This is a genomic window from Archangium lipolyticum (assembly GCF_024623785.1).
Taxonomy (GTDB): Bacteria; Myxococcota; Myxococcia; order Myxococcales; family Myxococcaceae; genus Archangium; species Archangium lipolyticum.
The window spans coordinates 210,473-231,019 of sequence record NZ_JANKBZ010000009.1 but is presented as its reverse complement, the minus strand read 5'-3'; the positions used below and the strand labels follow the sequence as shown (position 1 = coordinate 231,019).

Here is a 20,547-nt window from a genome sequence, read left to right as displayed (position 1 = left end):
GCGTGAAGACAGGGCACACGTACAGCACTGCACAAGCGCCGACATGGGACTGTCTCCTCTTCCCCACTCGGGACCCCGAACCCGACCCACTCCGCCAGCGGCCAGGAGAGCCCGTGCTTACTTCCCAGGGTGAGGAGTCCCCCATGTTTCCCCCCAGCAGCCGCTACGCCATCGAGGCGATCAACCCGGATGGGTTCCTCGCCCTTCGCCCGGAAGGCGGCGTGGAGGGCGCTCCCGAGGACTTCCTCTGCGAGTACGCGAACCCGGCCTCCGAGGCGCTGCTCGAGGAGAACCTGATCGGCCGGCGGTTGCTGGCACGGCGGCCGGAGCTCGTCGAGGCGGTGAAGACCTGGGGCCAGGTGCTCGCCACGGGCGTGACGGGCACGCACCTGCTCGCGCTGGGCCGGGGTCTGGACGCGCGCCGGGTGATGGCCCGGGCCGCGCGCGTGGAGGAAGGACTGCTGGCGGTGTGGCTGTCGGACGTGACGGACACCGAGCGCTTCGTGAGCGAGACCGCCGCCTTCGAGGAGAAGGTGCTCTCCTTCATGGAGTGCATGCCGGACCCGTTCCTCGCCTTCGACCGGCAGTGCCGCTTCGTCTACGTCAACCGGGCCGCGGAGCGGCTGCTGGGCAAGCGGCGCCAGCTCCTCGTGGGCCGCAACCTCTGGCAGGAGTACGCCGAGGAGCCCGGCTCGATGCTGCGCTCCCAGGTGCAGCGCGCGCTGGCCACGGGCGCCCCCGTGGACTTCGAGGAGCGCTTCAACGGCCTCCACCTGGAGGTGACGGCGGTGCCCTCGGACAGCGGGGTGCTCGTCTACCTGCGCGACGTCACCTCGCACCACCGGACCTCGGATGCCGCCCGGCGCGCCAGCGCCCTCTTCAACGCGGTGCTGCAGGGCGCCACGGACGCCATCTACACCAAGGACCTCCAGGGCCGGTACACCCGCATCAACACCGCCGGGGCCCGGCTCATCGGCAAGCCCGCCGAGGCCATCATCGGCCGCACCGACGCCGAGCTGTGGTCGCCCGAGGCGGCCCGCGCAACCCTCTCCCATGACCGCGAGGTGCTCGCCTTCCGGCAGACCTTCACCTACGAGGAGTCGGATTCGGAGCCCGGGCCGGTCAAGCGGGTGTGGTTGTCCACCAAGGGCGTACTGCGCGACGAGGCCGGTGTGGTGTTCGGCCTCTTCGGCATCTCGCGCGACATCACGGACCTGAAGCTGCTCGAGGAGGCGCTGCGGCAGAACGAGGCGCGCGTGCTGGAGGCGCTGTCGGCCGCGTCGCTGACGCTGTGGGACCTGCGGCTGCCGGAGCGGCGCCTGCGCTGGGAACGTGGAGCCGCCGCTTCCTTCGCGCTCAAGTCGCTCGCCCCAGAGGAGCCGATGGAGTCCTTCCTCTCCCGCGTCCACCCGGACGACCAGCCGGGGGTGTCCGAGGCCCTCGCGCGCTGCGCCACGGGTTTGGGGGAGGTGTCCCTGACGTACCGGGTGCTGGCACCAGATGGCTCCGAACGGCGGCACTCACTCCGGACCCGGGCGAGTGCCGACGCCCAGGGGCAGCTCCGCGTGCTGGGTGTGCTGGAGGACCTGTCGGGGCGGACTCCCGCCTTGAGCGTCGAGGTGGATCCTCGCGCGGACGTGGCTCCCGCGCCCTCGGGCCTCCGCCGCCCCCGGAATGTCTCGCGCGTGGCGATGGGTGAGCCTGCCCTCCACGGACAACGGACCAGTCTCGTGCTGCAAGAGCAGGTTTCCGAGGCAGAACGCGGCGAGCGGAACGCGGTGGGGTTGATCGGCAGCGCCGCACAGGGTGACGGCTAGTCAGGTCGCTCGGCTATCGGGGCACCGAGCCCACGACCCTCACCCCCCGCCCTCTCCCAGGGGGAGAGGGAGCATGCGCAACCCGATGACAGTGAACACCCATCTCGTCCAGCGGGGCAGTGGGTCCCATCCACGAGCATGTAGAGCTTCCTGCACCGCATGTAGGAGGAACGCCCGGATGATGCTGCAGGAAAGCGAACTGATTTCGACCCGGGGGGCCCACAAGCCCCAGCTCGACCCCTCGCTCCAACACGGCACCAAGGGGGTGAACGTCAGCCCCGGAGAGCGGCTCATCTCCCTCGTCGTGGGACTCGGCTGTGTGGGCTATGGGCTGCGGCGCCGCACCGTGCCGGCCATCCTCCTCGCCGTGGTGGGCGGCTCGCTCGTGCACCGGGGACTGACGGGACGCAGCCGCGCGCTCGCCCTCATGGGCATGACGGAGGTGCCGGGCGAGAAGCCGGGTGTCGCCTTCGAGCTGAGCACCACCATCCTCAAGCCCCGCCAGGAGCTGTACCAGGCGTGGCGCGACTTCGAGAAGCACCCGCGCTTCATCCCCCACCTGCTCTCCGTGCGGAACCTGGAGAACGACAAGAGTCACTGGGTGTACCAGGGGCCCGCGGGCTCCGTCGTCGAGTGGGAGTCCCGCGTGACGGAGGACCGGCCCGGCGAGCGCATCGTCTGGCGCACCATGCCCGGCTCCGTGATTCAACACACCGGCACCGTCCGCTTCGAGGACGCACCGGCCGGCCGTGGCACCGTGGTGCACCTCGAGCTGCGCTACCACGTGCCCGGAGGCCGGGCGGCCGCGGTGGTGGCGAAGCTGCTCGGCGATGAGCCCAAGCAGCATCTCTCCCGAGGTCTGCGTCAGTTCAAGCAGCTGATGGAGACGGGCGAGGTGGCCACCGTCGACTCCCAGCCCCACGGCCACCGCTCCGGGTTGGGCCGGACGCTGGCGCCGCGCTCCTGAGGACACGCACCAAGAGGATGGAGGAAGAACCATGAAGGCCGTGTGCTGGACGGGTGTGAACGACGTGCGGGTGGAGACGGTCCCAGATCCCTCGCTCCTCAATCCTCGGGACGCCATCGTGAAGGTGCGGGCCACCACCATCTGCGGCTCCGACCTGCACCTCTACGACGGCTACATCCCCTCGGTGCTCAAGGGCGACATCCTCGGCCATGAGTTCATGGGGGAGATCGTCGAGGTCGGCAGCAAGGTGAAGCACCTCAAGCCGGGAGACCGCGTCATCGTCCCCTCGGTCATCAGCTGTGGTGACTGCGCCTGGTGCAAGAAGGGCCAGTTCTCCCTCTGTGACAACTCCAACCCCAAGCCAGCCATGGCGGAGAAGATGTGGGGGCACGCCACGTGCGGCATCTTCGGCTACTCGCACCTCATGGGCGGCTACGCGGGCAGCCACGCCGAGTACATCCGCGTGCCCTTCGCCGACGTGGGGCCTCGCAAGGTGCCGGACGGGCTCAGCGACGAGCAGGCCCTCTTCATCTCCGATGCCTTCCCCACCGGCTTCATGGGTGCCGACCTCTGCAACATCCAGCACGGCGACACCGTGGCCGTGTGGGGCTGCGGCGCGGTGGGCCTCTTCGCCATGAAGAGCGCCTGGCTGCTGGGTGCCGGGCGCGTCATCGCCATCGACCGGCTGCCGGACCGGCTCGCCGTGGCGCGCGAGCACTGCCAGGCCGAGGTGCTCGACTACACCAAGGTCAACATCCCCGAGGCCCTCAAGGAGCTCACCGGCGGCCAGGGCCCGGATGCGTGCATCGACGCGGTGGGCATGGAGGCCCACGAGGTCGGGTACGAGGGCGCCTATGACCGGGTGAAGCAGGCCATGCGGCTGGAGACGGAGCGCCCCTACGTGCTGCGCGAGGCCATCCAGGCCTGCCGCAAGGGTGGCATCGTCTCCATCATGGGCGTGTACGGCGCCCTGGTGGACAAGTTCCCCATGGGCGCGGCGATGAACAAGGGCCTCACGCTGCGCATGGGGCAGATGCATGCCCAGCGCTACCTGGACCGGCTCATCGGCCACGTGGAACGCGGCGAGGTGGACCCCTCCTTCGTGGCCACGCACCGGATGGCGCTCGACGAGGCCCCCCGGGCGTACGACATGTTCAAGAAGAAGAAGGACCACTGCCTGCGCGTGGTCCTCACCGCGTAGGCCGGTCTCAGCGCCGCGTCAGCCCCACGGCCGCCGCACGGGTGGCCGCGTGGGTCCACGTGAGGCGGAAGGTGGCCGCCGTGCCGTCGAAGGCCACCGGGTCCACCGAGATGTCACCCGCTCCCGCCGAGCGCAGCGTCTCGGAGAGGAAGCCACAGGCGAAGAAGGGATTGTCCGCGGTCACGTCCTTCATCCACAGCGTGGCCGCGTGGGTGCCCAGTTCCTCCACCCGCACCTCGTTGAAGTTGTTGCCCGCGCGCACGTTGTGCGGCACGCGCTCCAGCGTGGGCCGCGGCCCCAGCCGCGTCACGAGCGCCATGCTCGCCCGCCCCTGCGCCGTCTGCCGGTAGCCCTGCAGGTAGCGCTCGCCCAGGTTGAACCACGCCTCCCGCGGCGAGGCCGCCGGGAACACGTCGCTCGCCGCCACGCGCAGGAAGGACTTCCACTGCTCCAGCGGGTAGGCCGGCCGCAGCGGCTCGTTCAGGTCCAGGCCCAGCTCCTTCAACCGGCGCCGACCCTCCCGCGTCAGGTGCGGCCCCAGGGCTCGCACGAAGAGGGCATCCACGGACTGGGCGAAGAGCAGTTTCTCATTGGCCAGCACTGAGGAGGGCATGGCGGAAGGGTGACAATGCCCTCCGTCTTCCGGCCACCCCCCTCCCCCCCCTGTGTGCGCTGGTGGAAACTCCGCGAGCCCCGAAGGTCCCGGATTGTCCGCTGCCGCGCAGCCGATTCGTTCACACCTGCATCTTCAGCCGCGTCTCCTGAACCTCCGCCGAGGTGGCCGCCTTCTCGCGCTCGGCCTGGCGCAGCAGGCGCAGGATGGGCGGGCCCAGCACGTCCACCTCGGTGGAGGCGAACGTCTCCGAGCCGAAGCGGCGGATGGTCTCCGTCTGGCGCTCGAGGATGCGCGCGTCCTGCCCGAAGATGTGCAGGGCCACCGGCGTGATGAAGGGCTTCACCAGCCAGTGCGGCAGGGGCATGCGGAAGGTGACGACCGCGTACACCCATGTGTCCCAGTCGTCCGCCGGCGTCATCGCCGAGGTGACGAGCAGGTGGCTGTCGTCCCCGAGGCGGTACTCCACCTGCGCGATGGACGGCAGCAGGAAGCGGTCGAAGTGCTGCACCACGCCGCCCCCAGGCGCCAGCAGCTTGCCCGCTACTCCCTCCGGACGCGGCTCGCCGATGTACTCGGCCTCCACCCGGTCCGCGCCCCGGCGCACCACGACGTCGATTTCGGCGCGCTTCTTCTCCGTGCGGAACAGGCCCCCGTGCAGGAAGGCCGTGTGCGGCACGTCGAGCGTGTTCTCCAGCAACGCATGCAGCGAGCCCTTCGCCCTCAGCGTGCGGCGCACCGTGCTGTAGCCGTGGGCGTCCAGCAGCGGGAAGCGGTAGGGCTCGTGCGTGGGCTCGACACCAGGGGTGGAGTACACCCAGACGAAGCCCTCCTGCTCTCGCGTCGCGTGCCAGGTGGAGCAGCGGGACTTCGCCCCGGGCTCGCCAATGAGGCCGGGAATGGCCCGGCACTGGCCCGCTCCGTCGAAGCGCCAGCCGTGGTAGCCGCACTGCAACTGGCCCCCCACCACGCGCCCCATCGACAGCGGCACGTTGCGGTGCGGGCAGCGATCCACCAGCGCCGCCGGCTTGCCCGTCTCGGTCCGGAAGAGCACCAGCGGCGTGCCCTGCAGCATGCGCGCGAGCGGCTTGCGGCCCAGCTCGCGCGAGGTGCAGAGGATGAACCAGCTCTGCGGGAGCCGGACCACCGAGACCAGTCCCGAGGGCGCTCCGGAAGCGCGCCCTTCTTCACGAGAAGAGAACATGGGCTCAGTCTAATGAGACGCCCGAGGAGTGCACGCTTCCTCGTGGTCTCTTCACGTCCGGGCTGGACGGGCGAGCGGGCCGGCAGACCCTCACCCCGTCCCTCTCCCAGAGGGAGAGGGGTGGGTGGGTCTACAGGTCCAGCTTGCGCAGGCGCAGCGCGTTGCCGATCACCGACACCGACGAGAGACTCATCGCCGCCGCCGCCAACATCGGGCTCAGCAACAGCCCGAAGAACGGGTACAGCACCCCCGCCGCGATCGGCACTCCCATCGTGTTGTAGATGAAGGCGAAGAAGAGGTTCTGCCGGATGTTCCCCAGCGTCCCCCGGCTCAGCTTCCTCGCCCTCGCGATTCCCCTCAGGTCCCCCTTCACCAGCGTCACCGCCGCGCTCTCCATCGCGATGTCCGTCCCCGTCCCCATCGCGATCCCCACGTCCGCCTGCGCCAGCGCCGGTGCATCGTTCACCCCGTCACCCGCCATCGCCACCGTCCGGCCCTCGGCCTGAAGCCGCTTCACCACATCGCCCTTCCCCTCGGGCAGCACCTCCGCCACCACCTCGTCGATGCCCAGCTGGCGCGCCACCGCCTCCGCCGTCGTGCGGCTGTCCCCCGTCAGCATCACCACCCGCACTCCCTCCCGGTGCAGCGTGGTCAGCGCCTCCTTCGTGGTGCTCTTCACCGGGTCCGCCACCCCGAGCAACCCCGCCGGTTTCCCGTCCACCGCCACGTACATCACCGTCTGCCCCTCGCGCCGCAGCTCCTCCGCCCGAGGCCGCAGCCCCCCAGCGTCCACCCCCAGCGACTCGAACAGCGCCACGTTGCCCAGCGCCACCTCCGCACCGTCCACCCGCCCCGTCACGCCCTTGCCCGTCACCGAGCGGAATCCCTGCGCCCCCACCAGCACCGCACCGCGCTCCTCCGCCCCCGCCACCACCGCCGCCGCCAGCGGGTGCTCGCTGCCCCGCTCCAGGCTCGCCGCCAGCCGCAGCAGCCGCGCCTCGTCCACGCCCTCCGCCGCCACCACCGACACCAGCTTCGGCTTGCCCTCCGTCAGCGTCCCCGTCTTGTCCACCACCAGCGTGTCCACCTTCTCCAGCAGCTCCAGCGCCTCCGCGTCCCGGATGAGCACCCCCACCCCGGCCCCCTTGCCCGTCCCCACCACCACCGACATCGGCGTCGCCAGTCCCAGCGCGCACGGGCAGGCGATGATGAGCACCGCCACCGCGTTCACCAGCGCGTGCGCCAGCCGCGGCTCCGGGCCGACGAAGGCCCACACGAGGAACGTCACCACCGACACCGCGATGACCGCCGGCACGAACACCCCGGCCACCTTGTCCGCCAGCCGTTGAATCGGCGCACGCGAGCGCTGGGCCTCGCCCACCCGCTGCACGATGCGCGACAGCAGCGTGTCCCGCCCCACCCGCTCGGCCTTCATCACCAGGCTGCCCGTCCCGTTGACCGTGCCTCCGGTGACGCGCGCCCCGGGCACCTTCTCCACCGGGATGGACTCACCCGTCACCATGGACTCGTCCACCGCGCTCTCGCCCTCCAGCACCACGCCGTCCACCGGCACCTTCTCGCCGGGGCGCACGCGCAGCGAGTCCCCCACCTTCACCTGCTCCAGCGAGACGTCCTCCTCCCGGCCGTCCGCGTGGATGCGCCGGGCCACCGCCGGGGCGAGGCTGAGCAACGCGCGCAGCGCTCCCGAGGTGGCACGCCGGGCGCGCAGCTCCAGCACCTGTCCGAGCAGCACCAGCGTGGTGATGGTCGCCGCCGCCTCGTAGTACACGGGCGCCGCGCCGCCATGGCCCGTGAAGGCATGCGGCAGCAGCCCCGGCGCCACCGTGGCGAAGACGCTGAAGAGGTACGCCGCCCCCGTCCCGATGGCGATGAGCGTGAACATGTTGAGGTGCCGGTTCTTCACCGACGCCCACCCACGCTCGAAGAAGGGCCAGCCACCCCAGAGCACCACCGGCGTCGCCAGCGCGAACTGCACCCACGCCAGCAGCCTCGCATCGAAGGCGCGCTGCACCGGCTGGCCCGGAATCATCTCCGACATGCCCAGGAAGAGCAGCGGCAACGAGAGGACCACGCCCACCCAGAACCGCCGCGTCATGCTCAGCAGCTCCGGGTCCGGTTGCTCCTCGGGCAGCACCGTGCGCGGCTCCAGCGCCATGCCGCACTTGGGGCAGGTGCCCGGATGGTCCTGCACCACCTCCGGGTGCATCGGGCACACCCACTCGGTGCGCGCCGTCATCATCACCGGCTGCTCCGGCTCCAGCGCCATGCCGCACTTGGGGCACGCGCCCGGGTGGTCCTGGCGGACCTCGGGGTCCATCGGGCAGATCCACATCGTGCCCGGCGGAGCCTCCACCGGCTCCGGCTCCCCCTTCGCCTCGAGGAACTTCACGGGCTCGGCGGCGAAGCGCTCCCGGCACTTCGGGTTGCAGAAGTAGTACGTCTTCCCCTCGTGGACGTGGGTGCCGCCCTTGGGGGCGTTCGGGTTCACCGACATCCCGCACACCGGGTCCTTCGGGAGGTACTTCTCGGGCTCGGCGGCGAAACGCTCCCGGCACTTCGGGTTGCAGAAGTGGTAGGTCGCGCCCTTGTGGACGTGGCTGCCACCCTTGGCGTTCGCGGGGTCGACGGTCATGCCGCAGACCGGGTCCAGCACCTTGCCCGAGGCCTCGGGGGGCGGGCCGTGCGAGTGGGCGGCATGGGGGTCGTGCGAATGGGTGTGCTCGTGGGCCATTGAAGGAACTGCTCCTTTCACCCGGGCTGACGGAGCGCCCGCCAGACTCTTACAGTGGTCATGCTCCGCGCCCGGATTCCGGTCCGGGAGGTGACCTGGGCTTTCAACCCGCCAAGCGGGCCTCTGACAGCCACCAGGTACTCCAACCAGGAGACCTGCCTCTACCCCACGCGCCGAACCAGCTCACCCACGCACTCCAATTGAAGCAACCCCTCTTCGAGATGCAGCGCGTAGACGAGCGAGTCCGCGGCGAGCATTCGCGTGCGCAACCGCGGCGGAATGTAGTCCATCGTCTCCAGGCGCTCGCGCAGACCCAGGAAGGCGTGGCAGCCCGCGGCCTGCAAGTCTCCGCGCGCCATCAAGCGGTCGAAGTGCGCCTGGCCTCCTCGCGCGTCGTCAGCGTCGTGAATGATGTCGGAGGCCCGTAGGTGCCGGAGCGCCACGCGCTCGGGGTGCCTGCCCAGGGCGAAGTGGTGGTAGAGGACATACTCCGAGGCCGCGTTCCACTTCTCCACCGACACCTGCTTCATGAAGGCCCGCCAGGCTGGCAGCCCATGCGCCCGCTCCGCGAGGGAGAGCAGTTCCTCGAGGATGTCCGCCTGGAAGAGCATGTGGTGCTGCATGCCACTGAACGGGTGCTGGTGGCTCCAGCCGGGGACGAACCTCCGGGCGAATTCCGCATGCACATGCTCCACCGTGGACGGGTACCGCCGGGTGCCGAGCAGCCACGTAAAGGGGTAACCCATGGCCAACAGAGCGCGCCCGTCCTCGCTCAGAAAGGGCACGTCCTGGAGGAAGACATAGTCCGAGTCCAGGATGAGCACCTCGGGCAAGAGCCCTGGAATGGCCCGGAAGACATACAGTTTGAGCAGCTGCTGGTAGTACCAGCCGCCACTGGGGTAGGGGCAGCCGCGCGCCGCGAGGACCCGGCTGATGTCCTGCTTCGTGAAGGGAAACCACGACTCGGGAGCGTGGTGCACCGGAATTCCACCGGGCAGGGGCTCGACAACGGGGGCTTGCTCGGAGAGGACGTAGATCCTCCGGATGGCGGTCCGGGAGTGCCGGACGATCCCCCGCAGACAGGACGGAAGCTTGGAGACGTCCTTGGGGGCAACCGGGACGACGATGTCGATGGACAAAGAGCAACTCCGAGGTCGGTGGACGTAGCCGCTTTCAGCAGAGGCTCAGCGTCACCAGCGCGGCCATTCGAAGGGTACTGCGTCAGACGGGTGTCTCGCAGCCCCCGCCCGGCCTTCCACAGGTGCAGTCCAGGCACCCGTGCGCCGCGCACGTGCCGCAGCTCCGCTCCAACTGCTTCTTCAGTGCCTGGCGCGCCCGGTGGAGCCGCACCCCCGCGTTGTTCGCGGTGATGCCCGACTCCCGCGCCACCTCGGGAACGCTCCGCCCCTCGAGGTCCACCTGACGCACCATCTCGGCGTACTCGGGCTTCAGCGCGGGCAGCAGGTCATGGATGCACGCGCAAACCGTTTGCGTCAGCTCCGGATCCTCACCCACCTCGGAGGCCTCGCGAGCCTCCCGCTCCAGCGCACGGCCCTCGGCGGCGTTCCGGCGGTAGTGGTCCACCAGCGCATTGCGCAGCAGCCGGTAGAACCACGCCACCGCCCCCTCGCCCTCCTGGAGGTCACCGCCCTTCTCCAGCGTCCGCACATAGGCGGACTGCAGCAGTTCCTCGGCGAGCGCCCGGCTGCCCACCCGGCTCTCGAGGAAGCTCAAGAAGCGCCGGTGATTTCCCACCAGCGCCTCCACGACCCCTGGATTCAACATCCCCCCTCCCCCTCCCTCTCCCTCCGGGAGAGGGTCGGGGTGAGGGTATCCGTCACCGTCCCGCATTCCGTACCTCGAGCTTCTACCCGGAGCGCACCTCGCGCCCCTGTCCTGTCCCATATCCGAGGCCCGGCGGGATTCAACCCCGTCAGAACAGCCGGTTGAGGCCGTTGAGGGCGGCCACCCGGTAGGCCTCGGCCATGGTGGGATAATTGAAGGTGGTGTTGATGAAGTAGTCGATGGAGTTGCCCGGCCCCTCCTGCGCCATGATGGCCTGGCCGATGTGGATGATCTCCGACGCGTTGTCCCCGAAACAGTGGATGCCGAGGATCTCCCGCGTCTCGCGGTGGAAGAGCAGCTTGAGCATCCCCACCGTGCGGCCGGTAATCTGCGCGCGCGCCAGGCTCTTGAAGAAGGCGTGTCCCACCTCGTAGGGCACGCCGTCGCGCGTGAGCTCCTGCTCGGTGCGGCCCAGGCTGCTGATCTCCGGGCTGGTGTAGATGCCGGTGGGCATGTCCTTCACCAGCTTGTGCTCCAACCGCCCCTCGACGATGTGCGTGGCCGCGAAGCGGCCCTGGTCGTACGAGGCGCTCGCCAGCGACGGAATGCCCACCACGTCTCCCACGGCGTAGATGTGCGGAACGACCGTCTGGTACGCGTCGTTCACCTGCACGTTGCCGCGCGAGTCCATCTGGATGCCCAGGTCCTCGAGCCCCAGGTCCTGGGTGTTGCCGGTGCGTCCGTTGGCCCACAGGAGGATGTCCGCCTTGAGCCGCTTGCCGCTCTTGAGGTGCAGCACCACGCCTTCCTCGCGAGCCTCCACCCGCTCCATCTGCTCGTGGTGGCGGATGAGCACGCCCTGCTCGCGCAGGTGGTAGGAGAGCGCGTCAGAGATCTCATCGTCCAGGAAGGACAGGAGCCGCTCGCGCGTGTTCACCAGGTCCACCTTCACGCCCAGCATGCGAAACATGGAGGCGTACTCGCAGCCGATGACGCCCGCGCCGTAGATGATCATCGTCATCGGCGTCTCGCGCAGCTTGAGGATGGTGTCCGAGTCGAAGATGCGCGGGTGGCGGAAGTCCAGGTCCGGCGGGTGGTAGGGCCGCGAGCCGGTGGCCAGCACGAAGGCCTTGGCGGAGAGCAGCTCACTGGCGCCCCGAGGCTCGCTGACCTCGACCGTGTTGGCGTCCCGGAAGCGCGCCCGCCCCACCACGAGCTCCACCCGGTTGCGCTCGTAGAAGGTGGTCCGCAACTGCACCTGGCGGGACACCACGGACGAGGCCGTCCGCATCATGTCCTTGAACTTCCAGCGGTGGGCCAGCTCGACGCGGAGCTCCGGGTGGTCGGTCTGCACGTCCACCAGCCGCTGGATGGCGTGGCGAAGGGCCTTGGAGGGGATGGTGGCGGTGTGGGTGCAGGCGCCTCCCACCAACATCTGCTGCTCCACCACGCACACCCGCTTGCCAGACTTCGCGGCCTTCATGGCGGCCCCCTCACCACCGGGGCCCGAGCCGATCACCACGACGTCGAATTGCCGCACGCTCATGGCCGGATATTTCCCGAGCCCGTGCATCCGGCAAAGAAATCACCCGGTAAAAGGGAGGGACCAAGCCCCCCCGCCCGTCCCCCTTGCATCCGGGGGGCCGACGGAACATGACAGGGGTGGGCCCCACCTTCTCAAGGGCCTCCGGAGAGCCTCATGGCGGTACGATTCAAGAACCTGGACGGCAGTGGCCCGCATCCGTTCGGCACCGTCTTCAAATGGGCCGTCGGAGACAAGCTGGCGGGCAGGCGCCGCAAGAGCCCGGAACACGCCCCGGTGCGCCGCGTGGAGCCGGACCTCACCGTGCTCGCCACTCCGCCCGCGCCCGGCGAGGGCGCGCGCCTGACCTGGCTGGGCCACGCGAGCTGGCTGGTGCAGCTCGACGGCGTATCGCTCCTCATCGACCCCGCGCTGCGCGACACCATCACCGGCTTCATCCGCCGCAACGTGGCCCCGGGCGTCCCGATGGAGAAGCTGCCCCCCATCGCCGCCTCGCTGGTGTCCCACAACCACTACGACCACCTGGACATGCCCACCGTCCTACGCGTGGGCGCACCCGTCATCACGGGGCTCGGGGTGGCGCACTACTTCCGCAACGGCTCGCCTCCGGCCACCGAGCTCGACTGGTGGGGCTCCACGAAGGTAGGCCCGGTGACGGTGCACTTCGTCCCCTCGCAGCACTGGAGCCGCCGGAGCCTCAACGACACCAACGAGACGCTCTGGGGCGGCTTCGTCGTCGAGGGTTCCAGCGCGCGCGTCTACCACTCGGGGGACACCGCGTACTTCGACGGCTTCAAGGAGATAGGCCAGCGCTTCCCCGGGCTGGACGCGGCCATGCTGCCCATTGGCGCGTATGACCCGGGCTGGTTCATGGAGAAGCAACACATGAACCCCGAGCAGGCGGTGCAGGCCTACGAGGACCTCGGGGCGCGGCGATTCCTCGCCATGCACTGGGGCACCTTCAAGCTCACCGACGAGCCCCTGGACGAGCCGCCCCAGCGGCTGGACGCCGAGTGGAACCGCCGCCAGCTTCCGCGCGAGCCGCTCCACGTGCTCGCCGTGGGCGAGAGCCTCACCGTCCGCCACGACGCGGCTCGTCGGGGTTGAGCGAGGACGGGCGGTGTGCTCAGTAGGGGCCGCCATGCTCCTGCCCGTACTCCTCACACTCGCTCTCAGTCAGGCCCCCCTCACCACCGTCGCCGAGCAGAGCGGATGGATCCGCACCGGCCGCTACGCGGAGGTGGAGTCGCTCTGCCGCGCCTTCCCCAAGCGCTACCCCGGCAAGGTGCGCTGCGACACCTTCGCCACCACGCCCGAGGGCCGTCCCATGCTCGTGCTCGTCGCGAGCGCGGATGGCACCCTCACTCCCGCCGCCGCCGCGAAGAAGGGCCGCCCCGTCGTCTTCTTCCAGGGCGGCATCCACGCCGGGGAGATCGACGGCAAGGACGCCGGCTTCTGGCTGCTCAGGGACATGCTCGACGGCAAGGCACTGCCGGGCGCGCTCAAGCAGGTGACGGCCGTCTTCCTGCCCGTCTTCAACGTGGATGGCCACGAGCGCTTCGGCCCCAACAACCGCCCCAACCAGGTGGGCCCCGAGGAGATGGGCTGGCGCGTCACCGGGCAGAACCTCAACCTCAACCGCGACTACGTGAAGGCGGATGCCCCGGAGATGGTCGCGGTGCTGAAGCTGCTGCACTCCTGGGACCCCCTCTTCTACGTGGACCTGCACGTCACGGATGGCGCCAAATTCGAGCACGACGTGAGCGTGCAGATGGAGCCGCAGAAGACGGGCCCCGAGGCCCTGCGCACGTTGGGCACGAAGCTGCGCGAGGAGCTCTTCACCGAGTTGGAGTCCAAGGGCCACCTGCCCCTCGCCTTCTACCCCTCCTTCCGGGAGAACGATGACCCCGCCTCCGGCGTGAGCTACGGCGTGTCTCCCCCGCGCTTCAGCCACCCGTACTGGGCGGTGAACCGGCGCTACGGAATCCTCGTGGAGACGCACTCCTGGAAGCCCTACGCCCACCGCGTGGCCACCACGCGTCACGTGCTGGAGGGCCTGCTGCGGCTCGTCGCCCGGGACGGCCAGACGCTGATGGCCGCGCGGAAGGCCGCTGACGCCGAGGCAGAGTCCGGCAAGGTCCGCGAGGTGGTGCTCCTCTGGGAGAACACCGAGAAGAGCCGCCCCATCTCCTTCCGCGGCTACGCCTACGAGCGCATGCCCTCCGAGGTGTCCGGCCAGCCGTGGATCCGCTACGACGACACGAAGCCGCAGGTGTGGACGATTCCCTACTACGAGGAGCTGCGCCCGGGCCTCACCGCCACGCTGCCCACCGGCGGCTACCTGATTCCCCCGGCGCACGCTGCCTGGGTGGCGGAGAAGCTGACCACGCACGGCCTGCGCTTCCAGCGGCTCGGCCAGGATGTGCCCTCGGCCCAGGTGGAGGTGTTCCGCGCCACCGAGGCGAAGCTCCGCCCCGCCTCCGTCGAGGGCCACCAGGTGCTCTCCGTGAAGGGCGACTGGAAGAAGGACACCCAACCGCTCCCCAAGGGCACGCTCTACGTGCCGGCGGCGCAGAAGAGCGCGCCCCTGGTGGCGCACCTGCTCGAGCCGCTCGGACCGGACTCCCTGCTCTCCTGGGGCTTCTTCAACAACCACTTCGAGCAGAAGGAGTACGTCGAGGACTACATCCTGGAGCCCTTCGCCCGCGAGCTGCTGGCGAAGGACCCCGCCGTCAAGGCCGCCTGGGAGGAGAAGCTGAAGAACAAGGAGTTCGCCAGCAACCCCCGCGCCCGCCTGCGCTTCTTCTACGAGCGCCACCCGGCCAACGACACGCGCCTCAACCTCTACCCCGTCTTCCGCACGGACTCGACTCCCGTGGGGCTCCAACCAGTTCGTTGAAAGCTCGACGCGTCAGGGGCCTGGATTAGCGTCGGTGTCCCTCACCCGAGGAGACACCATGTCCAAGAACGCCTGGATGAAGTACCTGCTGCCCTTCCTGCTGCTCACCACCTCCGCCTTCGCCGCTGGCACCGCCGAGGTGAAGGTCGGTACCGGCATCGAGAAGTATGAGATCACCGGCGCCTCCGACAGCTTCACCGTCGCCCCGAACACCCGTATCTACGCCGCCACGAAGCTCACTGGTGCGGAAGTCGGCACCGTGACCGTCGTCTGGTCCAAGGACGGCCAGGAGGTCTCCAAGACGGAGCTGAAGGTGCCTCGCGCGTCCTACCGCACCCACGCCTACCGCACCTTCCGCGCGGGTGACTCCGGCTCCTGGACCGTGAAGGTGGTCGGTGCCGATGGCGCGGAGCTTGGCTCGGCCTCCTTCAAGGCCGAAGTCTCCGGCTGACCCCACGGGCGCGATCGAGCACCGGGTGTACCCCACCCGGTGCCCCTCGCTTGCCGCTCACCCGAAAGACAGACAGCGAGCCCGAGTCCGCGCTCACCACCACACGCGGCTCCTCGGCTCGGTTCACGGAGTGGCGGGCGCCACGACAGGCGGGGTGCTCCACGGCAGGACGTCGTTGTCCACCGGGGGCAGCGTCTTCAGGTAGTCGTAGATGGCGCCCAGGTCCTCCTCCGTCATCCCCGCGTAGGCCAGCCAGGCCATCACCGTGTTGCGCTCCGGGGCGACCTGGCGCCGCGCCTCGGGCAGCGCGTGGCGCTTGAAGAGCGCGATGAAGGTGCCCCGGCTCAGCCCCCCGATTCCCGTCTCGTGCGGAGTGAGGTTCGAGCTGCGCACCAGGGCGTCGTTCTCCAGCCCGAACACCTGGCCTCCGGCGAAGTGCTTTCCTGGCAGCGGCTCGCGCTTCTCGTCGGTGGGCGTGTGGCAGTCCACGCAACCTCCCACGGTGGTCAGGTACCGGCCGTAGGCCACCGTGTCCGAGCGCGCCGGCGCGGTGACGGCCGTCTCCAGGGGCTCGGGCGAAAAGCGGATGAGGACGTTCATCGGGAAGTCGAGCCGCGTCTTCGCCAGGGGATTGCGGATGGCCGGAATGGACCTCAAGTACGCCACGAGTGCCTCCGCGTCCTCGTCGGACATCTCCCGGTAGAGGCGGTAGGGCATGATCGGCATCAGCGCCCGGCCATCCCGGCTCACGCCCTCGCGGATGGCGCGGATGATCTCTCCATCGCTCCACTGGCCCAGACCCGTCTCGGCATCCGGCGTGATGTTGGACATGCACATCGTGCCGGGGAAGCCCATCTCCGGGCTCAAGCACTGGCCTCCACCGCCCAGGGTGCCGGGCTTCGAGGGCGTCCCGAAGAGGCTCATGTCCGATTGCGAGTGGCAGTGGAAGCAGACGAAGACGTTCTCCGCGAGGTAGCGGCCCCGCGCGACCTTCTCCGGGGTGGCCTCCACCTTCCGGGTCGAGGCCGGGCGCGACCGCGGCATCACTCCCAGCACGAAGCCCGCCGCACCCAGCACCACCAGCAAGAGCACGGCGAGACCCGCCACGACGACCTTCTTCATCATTCACATCCTCTACGGGGGGGAATGGCCCTTTTTAGCTGAATTCCCGGTCTCGACCCATCCCCCCGGCCCGGCTCACGGGGCCGCGCGCTGCCCGCGCACGTCGATGACGAAGAAGAGCTCGTCCTTGTTCTTGAAGAGCCCCGCCGCCATCGAATACGGCTCGAAGCCGAACTCCGTGTGGCGGGTCGTCAGCACCCCGCGTGCGGCCACCCGCTGATCGTCCACCGCCACCTCCAGCGGCAGCTTCACCTCGTGGGTCGCGCCCCGCATCGTCATGTCGCCTGTCACCTCCACCACCGGGTGTCCGCCCTCGCCCCGCTCTCCGGTGAGGGTGCAGGACCTGGAGGTGAACTGGATCGTCTTGTGCCTGGCCAGATCCAGCTGATCCTCCGCCCGGAGGTTCTCGCGGATCGACTCCCGGTCGCCCTCGGGGACACGGTCCTGGCCGGTGAGGTCGCGCATCTCGTCACGCTCCGGATCCAACCCCTCCACCTGGACCGTCACCTCCACCGAGCAGCCAGACAGGTTGGAGGGGTCGAACCGCACCGTGCCCGCCCAATCCGTGGCGCGCACCACGTGGTCGTGCCCGAGCGAGGCGGTGAAGATCTGCACGTAGAGGTGGCTCTTCTCCAGGTCCGTGTCGAGCGCGTAGGTGCGCGTGCCGGGCGACAGGGACTCCAAGCCACTGGTGCCGCCGGGAAAGTCACCGCGAGCGGGGAAGGTGATGCGCTCCCGGTCCTCGGTGGGGGTGGTGCCACAACCAGAAAGGGCGGCCGCGCCGAGCAGCGTCGCGGACAGGAAGAGGGAGAATCGGCTCCGCATGGAAGGCTCCGTGTTGGGGATGAGTGTCAAACAGAGGCACGCGACTCTAACATCGGCGCCGGATGTGCTCTGGCCGCGCGGAGGGCGCTGCTACCGTGCCCACCGCGTTCCCCCACCCACGACTGGAGCTCCTCGCGTGAAGGCTCTTCCCTCCCTTGTCACCCTGCTCGCGTCCCTCGCCCTCACCGCCTGTGGAAAGATGGAGGCGGGTGACGACTGCGCTCCGGACAACAGCGCCACCTGCAGCAGCACCTCCGAGGCCCTGTGGTGCGAGAGCGGCAAGCTCCGCGCCATTCCCTGCAGCGGCCCGAGCGGCTGCACCGAGAGCAATGGCAGCCTGACGTGTGACTTCTCGCGCGCACAGGCGGGCGATGCCTGCCCGGCCACGAGCGAGAACAAGGGCCAGTGCGCGGTGGGCAACCCGGATGAGGCGCTGCGCTGCACCTCGGGCACCTGGACGGCGCAGACCTGTCAGGGTTGTGCCGTGCAGAACGAGCAGATCACCTGCATCCAGTGACTACGCGCCGCCGGAGGACTCCGGCCCCTCCTCCATCCGCCGGCGCGCGTACAGCAGCTCCCGCCGCACGGCCCGCCGCAGCGACCGCACCTCCCCGAAGCCAGCGGTGCGCGCGTAGTGCTCCAGGTCGTCCGGCACCGGGCGGCCGAGGTGCGTGACGAAGTACCAGCGCCACAGCGCCTCCTCCGTCATCCCGGGCTCCGCGCCCTCCGGCTCGTGCGCACCGAGGACTCGCAGCTTGTCACGCGCACGGGCCACCAGGGCCGCGTACTCGCCGGAGACCCGCAGGTGGTCCGGCAGGCAGCGCTCCAGCTCCAACCCGAGGACGTCGTGCACCCAGCGCACGTCCGCCTCGTCACGCAGGAGGCGCTGGAAGTCCTCCACCCCGTTCTCCTCGAGCCACCGGGTGAGCCCCTCCGGCGTGAGGACACCGTGCTCGCGGCGGAGGTCCAGCTCGGCGCGGCCCAGGGACGCCTCGTCGCTCCGCCGCCCCTGACGCCGCGCCTCCTCCAGCGCCAGCGCACGCCCCAGCGCGCCCCGGGCCGCCCGCGCGTAGTTCCCGGACAGGCGGAGCTCCTCGAGCAGCGCCTCCTCCATCCCCGGCCCGTCTCCACGGCCTCCCAGCGGAAGCCGGGCCGCGCGATGCCGCATCTCCTCCCAGGCATCGGTGTGCTCGAAGGTGAAGCGCACCTGCTTCGGTCCCGGCTCCTCCGCCAGCCGCTCGCGAATGACCCGCAACATCGCCAGCGCGTCCTCCCGCTTCTGGTCGACGCGTCCCCGGGGCAGCCAGGCGCGCAGCGCCGCCACCTCGTCCTCCGGCAGGCCCTCGCGCCTCGCGCCCGCCAGGAGCGTCGGCCAGGCCCGCTCGGCGTAGAAGAGACTCTTGGCCATCCGCTCCAGCCCGGCCCTCGTCGCCGGACGGAGTACCCCCTCCTCCTCCGCGCGCCGCAGCGTGCCCCGGATGTTCACCATCGCCTCGGTGAGCACGCGGTATCCATCCTCGGCGGCACCGTGCGTCACCGCCACCTCGTCGTCGTCCCGCAGCTCACCGCTCCGGAACGCCTCATAGATGGTGCCCACCCCCTCCATCCCGAAGGGCGCGAGCTCCGCGGCCCGTAGCGCCCCCATGCTGGCACTCCCGAAGATGTGGATGCCCTGGCTCAGCGCCCAGAGGATCTCCTTGTGCCAGACGGAGGGCACCCGCTCGAAGTAGCCATCGATGATGCCGATGGCCCCCGGCCGCTCGAGCGAGACCCGGTACACGTCCCCCTGGGCCGCTGGCGGCAGGCACGTGGCGTCGAGCTCGCGCCGCACGTCCTCCTCGGAGAGCGTGGGCCCGGTGAACACGAAGACCTTCACGTCCACCTCCCGCCGCGCGCACGGGCGCCCGGCACGTACCCCGGCAGCGTGGAGAGCGCCTCCAACCCGGGCACCACCACGCGCACCACCGGTATCTGGAACTCGGGCCGGGTCAGGTCCACCACCACCACCTCGGTGATGCCGACGGCGCGCAGGCGCTCCAGCTCCCAGGCCAGGTCCTCGTCCAACGACTGGCCCGCCCCGTCGGGCGCGTCCCGGAAGCTCCGCCGCGGGCCCTCCTCTCCCATCCAGTCACGCAGGCGCCGGGGCCACTCCGCCTCCCGCGCGTTCTGGTAGAGCCGCGAGTCCATGTCGTCCCGCGAGCCCGCGATGATCGTCAACCGGCTCTGGGCCGCCTCGGTGAGGGCCCGCAGCAGCGCCACCCCACGCGCCGGGTGACAGCCCATGCCGCTCGCGGCGCAGGACGGCCGGAGCGACTCCTGGGCCTTGTCGACGATGGCGCAGAAGAAGGCCGCGATTCCCACGTCCGAGGTCATCTCCCAGACGCCCACCTCGATTCCGGCGCGCTCGTACCGCTCCAGCACCTGCCGGCACGCCGCGTCGTCCACCGTCTCCAGCGCCACCCGCGTGCGCCGCCGTCCCTCAGCGTCCCGCTTCAGCCAGAGCGAGGTCGCATCGCGCTCCACCACCTCGCACAGGCCGTGGCTGATGGCTTCCAGGCGGTGGTTGCCCGAGGCGAGCCCGTTGGAGCTCGGCAGGAACGCGCCGCTGCCGGGTGGGAACGGGAGCGTGTAGTTGGTGTGCACCAGCTCGAAGGGCACCCAGACCGGCATGTCCCTCAGCAGGTCCTGCCCCTCGATCCACATCAGCCGGAGCCGGGGATGGAAGGCGCCCAGCGACGAGCGGGGAAGCGCGGAGACATCCGCCAGCGCATGGGTGAAGCGCAGCTCGTCATGGCTGGCGAGCTTGAGCGGCGAGGTGATGCGCTCGGCGTGGTAGGACTCCACCGACTCCATCAGCCCGGAGGCTTCCGCGCACGCCAGGTCCAACCCCTTGCCCTGGGAGACCGCCAGCGAGCGCGAGTTGGGCCGACACACCATCACCACCGGAATGCCGATGGTGTCCAGCCCGGTGACGTTGGCCACCCGGGTGATGCCCATCACAGGCAGGAGGGGGCGCAGCCGCGCCACCGTCTCCTCGGGCGACACCAGGCGGTGGGTTCCCGCCTGGAATCGCTTGGGTGTCTCAACCATTCGTGCCGGAGTGCGAGGGACGGCCCTGTCCCGACGTCCGGTAACCCGCCTTGCTCGTCGGGACGACGATGGGAACCGCCGGAGGCGTGTCGGTATCGGGCTCGCGCTCACCGGGGCCTGGCCCGGGCTTCTCCGGCGTGGGCGGTTGCGTGGGCTTGGGCGGCTGTGTGGGCTTCGGATTGGGGTCTGACGCCACGCTCATGCGCTCCGGAGTCCCCGACATCCGGTACACCTGTCCGTCATCCCCGACGATCTGCAGCTCTTTCATTGTTCCCCCT

The 20,547-nt window shown here is 69.9% G+C and carries 18 protein-coding genes; 7 read left to right on the top strand and 11 right to left on the bottom strand.

The genetic code is table 11. The annotated features are described in order from the left end of the window. Window positions 1-143 precede the first annotated feature (143 nt). The 3 genes from NR810_RS21300 to NR810_RS21290 all read left to right on the top strand — a co-directional run bounded on the left by NR810_RS21300 (window position 144) and on the right by NR810_RS21290 (window position 3,985). Window positions 144-1,817 (top strand): PAS domain-containing protein, encoded by a 1,674-nt coding sequence (locus tag NR810_RS21300; protein ID WP_257455009.1) that lies wholly within the window; start codon window positions 144-146, stop codon window positions 1,815-1,817. A 178-nt stretch (window positions 1,818-1,995) separates the two neighbouring features. Next, window positions 1,996-2,784 carry an SRPBCC family protein gene (locus NR810_RS21295; RefSeq protein WP_257455007.1) on the top strand — a complete coding sequence of 263 codons (789 nt, stop codon included), beginning with the start codon at window positions 1,996-1,998 and terminating at the stop codon, window positions 2,782-2,784. Between the two features lie 31 nt (window positions 2,785-2,815). After that, window positions 2,816-3,985 (top strand): zinc-dependent alcohol dehydrogenase, encoded by a 1,170-nt coding sequence (locus NR810_RS21290; protein ID WP_257455005.1) that lies wholly within the window; start codon window positions 2,816-2,818, stop codon window positions 3,983-3,985. Window positions 3,986-3,992: 7 nt separating this feature from the next. Here the strand turns inward: NR810_RS21290 and NR810_RS21285 are convergent, their stop codons facing one another. The 6 genes from NR810_RS21285 to sthA form a co-directional block, all read right to left on the bottom strand. After that, the gene (locus tag NR810_RS21285) at window positions 3,993-4,598 is read right to left on the bottom strand and encodes a DUF2378 family protein (RefSeq protein ID WP_257455003.1); all 606 of its coding nucleotides are present in this window, start codon (window positions 4,596-4,598) and stop codon (window positions 3,993-3,995) included. 121 nt (window positions 4,599-4,719) lie between these two features. After that, on the bottom strand, window positions 4,720-5,802 hold the full coding sequence (locus NR810_RS21280; RefSeq protein WP_257455001.1) for an aromatic ring-hydroxylating oxygenase subunit alpha: 1,083 nt from the start codon (window positions 5,800-5,802) through the stop codon (window positions 4,720-4,722). 130 nt (window positions 5,803-5,932) lie between these two features. After that, on the bottom strand, window positions 5,933-8,554 hold the full coding sequence (locus NR810_RS21275) for a heavy metal translocating P-type ATPase (protein WP_257454999.1): 2,622 nt from the start codon (window positions 8,552-8,554) through the stop codon (window positions 5,933-5,935). 161 nt (window positions 8,555-8,715) lie between these two features. Next, on the bottom strand, window positions 8,716-9,693 hold the full coding sequence (locus NR810_RS21270; protein ID WP_257454997.1) for a hypothetical protein: 978 nt from the start codon (window positions 9,691-9,693) through the stop codon (window positions 8,716-8,718). An 82-nt stretch (window positions 9,694-9,775) separates the two neighbouring features. Continuing rightward, window positions 9,776-10,339, bottom strand: a complete 564-nt coding sequence (locus NR810_RS21265) for an RNA polymerase sigma factor (RefSeq protein ID WP_257454995.1) — start codon at window positions 10,337-10,339, stop codon at window positions 9,776-9,778. A 148-nt stretch (window positions 10,340-10,487) separates the two neighbouring features. Continuing rightward, window positions 10,488-11,885, bottom strand: a complete 1,398-nt coding sequence (gene sthA, locus NR810_RS21260) for a Si-specific NAD(P)(+) transhydrogenase (RefSeq protein WP_257454992.1) — start codon at window positions 11,883-11,885, stop codon at window positions 10,488-10,490. A 153-nt stretch (window positions 11,886-12,038) separates the two neighbouring features. Between sthA and NR810_RS21255 the strand changes: the two genes are divergently transcribed. From NR810_RS21255 to NR810_RS21245, 3 genes are read left to right on the top strand one after another with little or no spacing between them, the layout of a single operon-like run. Further along, a complete protein-coding gene (locus NR810_RS21255; protein WP_257454990.1) occupies window positions 12,039-12,989 on the top strand; it encodes an MBL fold metallo-hydrolase in 951 nt (316 codons plus the stop codon). Window positions 12,990-13,023: 34 nt separating this feature from the next. After that, window positions 13,024-14,781 (top strand): M14 family metallopeptidase, encoded by a 1,758-nt coding sequence (locus NR810_RS21250; RefSeq protein WP_257454988.1) that lies wholly within the window; start codon window positions 13,024-13,026, stop codon window positions 14,779-14,781. Window positions 14,782-14,839: 58 nt separating this feature from the next. Further along, a complete protein-coding gene (locus tag NR810_RS21245) occupies window positions 14,840-15,232 on the top strand; it encodes a DUF2914 domain-containing protein (protein ID WP_257454986.1) in 393 nt (130 codons plus the stop codon). 123 nt (window positions 15,233-15,355) lie between these two features. On the opposite strand, the gene NR810_RS21240 is transcribed toward NR810_RS21245, so the two are convergent. Both NR810_RS21240 and NR810_RS21235 read right to left on the bottom strand, forming a co-directional pair. Beyond that, window positions 15,356-16,357, bottom strand: a complete 1,002-nt coding sequence (locus NR810_RS21240) for a c-type cytochrome (protein WP_257454984.1) — start codon at window positions 16,355-16,357, stop codon at window positions 15,356-15,358. A 72-nt stretch (window positions 16,358-16,429) separates the two neighbouring features. Further along, a complete protein-coding gene (locus NR810_RS21235) occupies window positions 16,430-17,179 on the bottom strand; it encodes a YceI family protein (RefSeq protein ID WP_257454981.1) in 750 nt (249 codons plus the stop codon). Window positions 17,180-17,315: 136 nt separating this feature from the next. On the opposite strand from NR810_RS21235, the gene NR810_RS21230 reads away from it, so the two are divergent. Continuing rightward, entirely contained in the window at window positions 17,316-17,696 is a 381-nt protein-coding gene (locus tag NR810_RS21230) for a hypothetical protein (protein WP_257454980.1), read from the top strand. Here the strand turns inward: NR810_RS21230 and NR810_RS52170 are convergent, their stop codons facing one another. From NR810_RS52170 to NR810_RS21210, 3 genes are read right to left on the bottom strand one after another with little or no spacing between them, the layout of a single operon-like run. Beyond that, window positions 17,697-19,055 carry a TfuA-like protein gene (locus NR810_RS52170; RefSeq protein WP_326522513.1) on the bottom strand — a complete coding sequence of 453 codons (1,359 nt, stop codon included), beginning with the start codon at window positions 19,053-19,055 and terminating at the stop codon, window positions 17,697-17,699. It lies immediately after the preceding gene. Then, window positions 19,052-20,269 carry a YcaO-like family protein gene (locus NR810_RS21215; protein ID WP_257454976.1) on the bottom strand — a complete coding sequence of 406 codons (1,218 nt, stop codon included), beginning with the start codon at window positions 20,267-20,269 and terminating at the stop codon, window positions 19,052-19,054. Before NR810_RS21215 ends, NR810_RS52170 begins: the two co-directional genes overlap by 4 nt. Next, window positions 20,262-20,537: a hypothetical protein gene (locus NR810_RS21210; protein WP_257454974.1), complete on the bottom strand. Its 276-nt coding sequence runs from the start codon at window positions 20,535-20,537 to the stop codon at window positions 20,262-20,264. Before NR810_RS21210 ends, NR810_RS21215 begins: the two co-directional genes overlap by 8 nt. Window positions 20,538-20,547 lie beyond the last annotated feature (10 nt).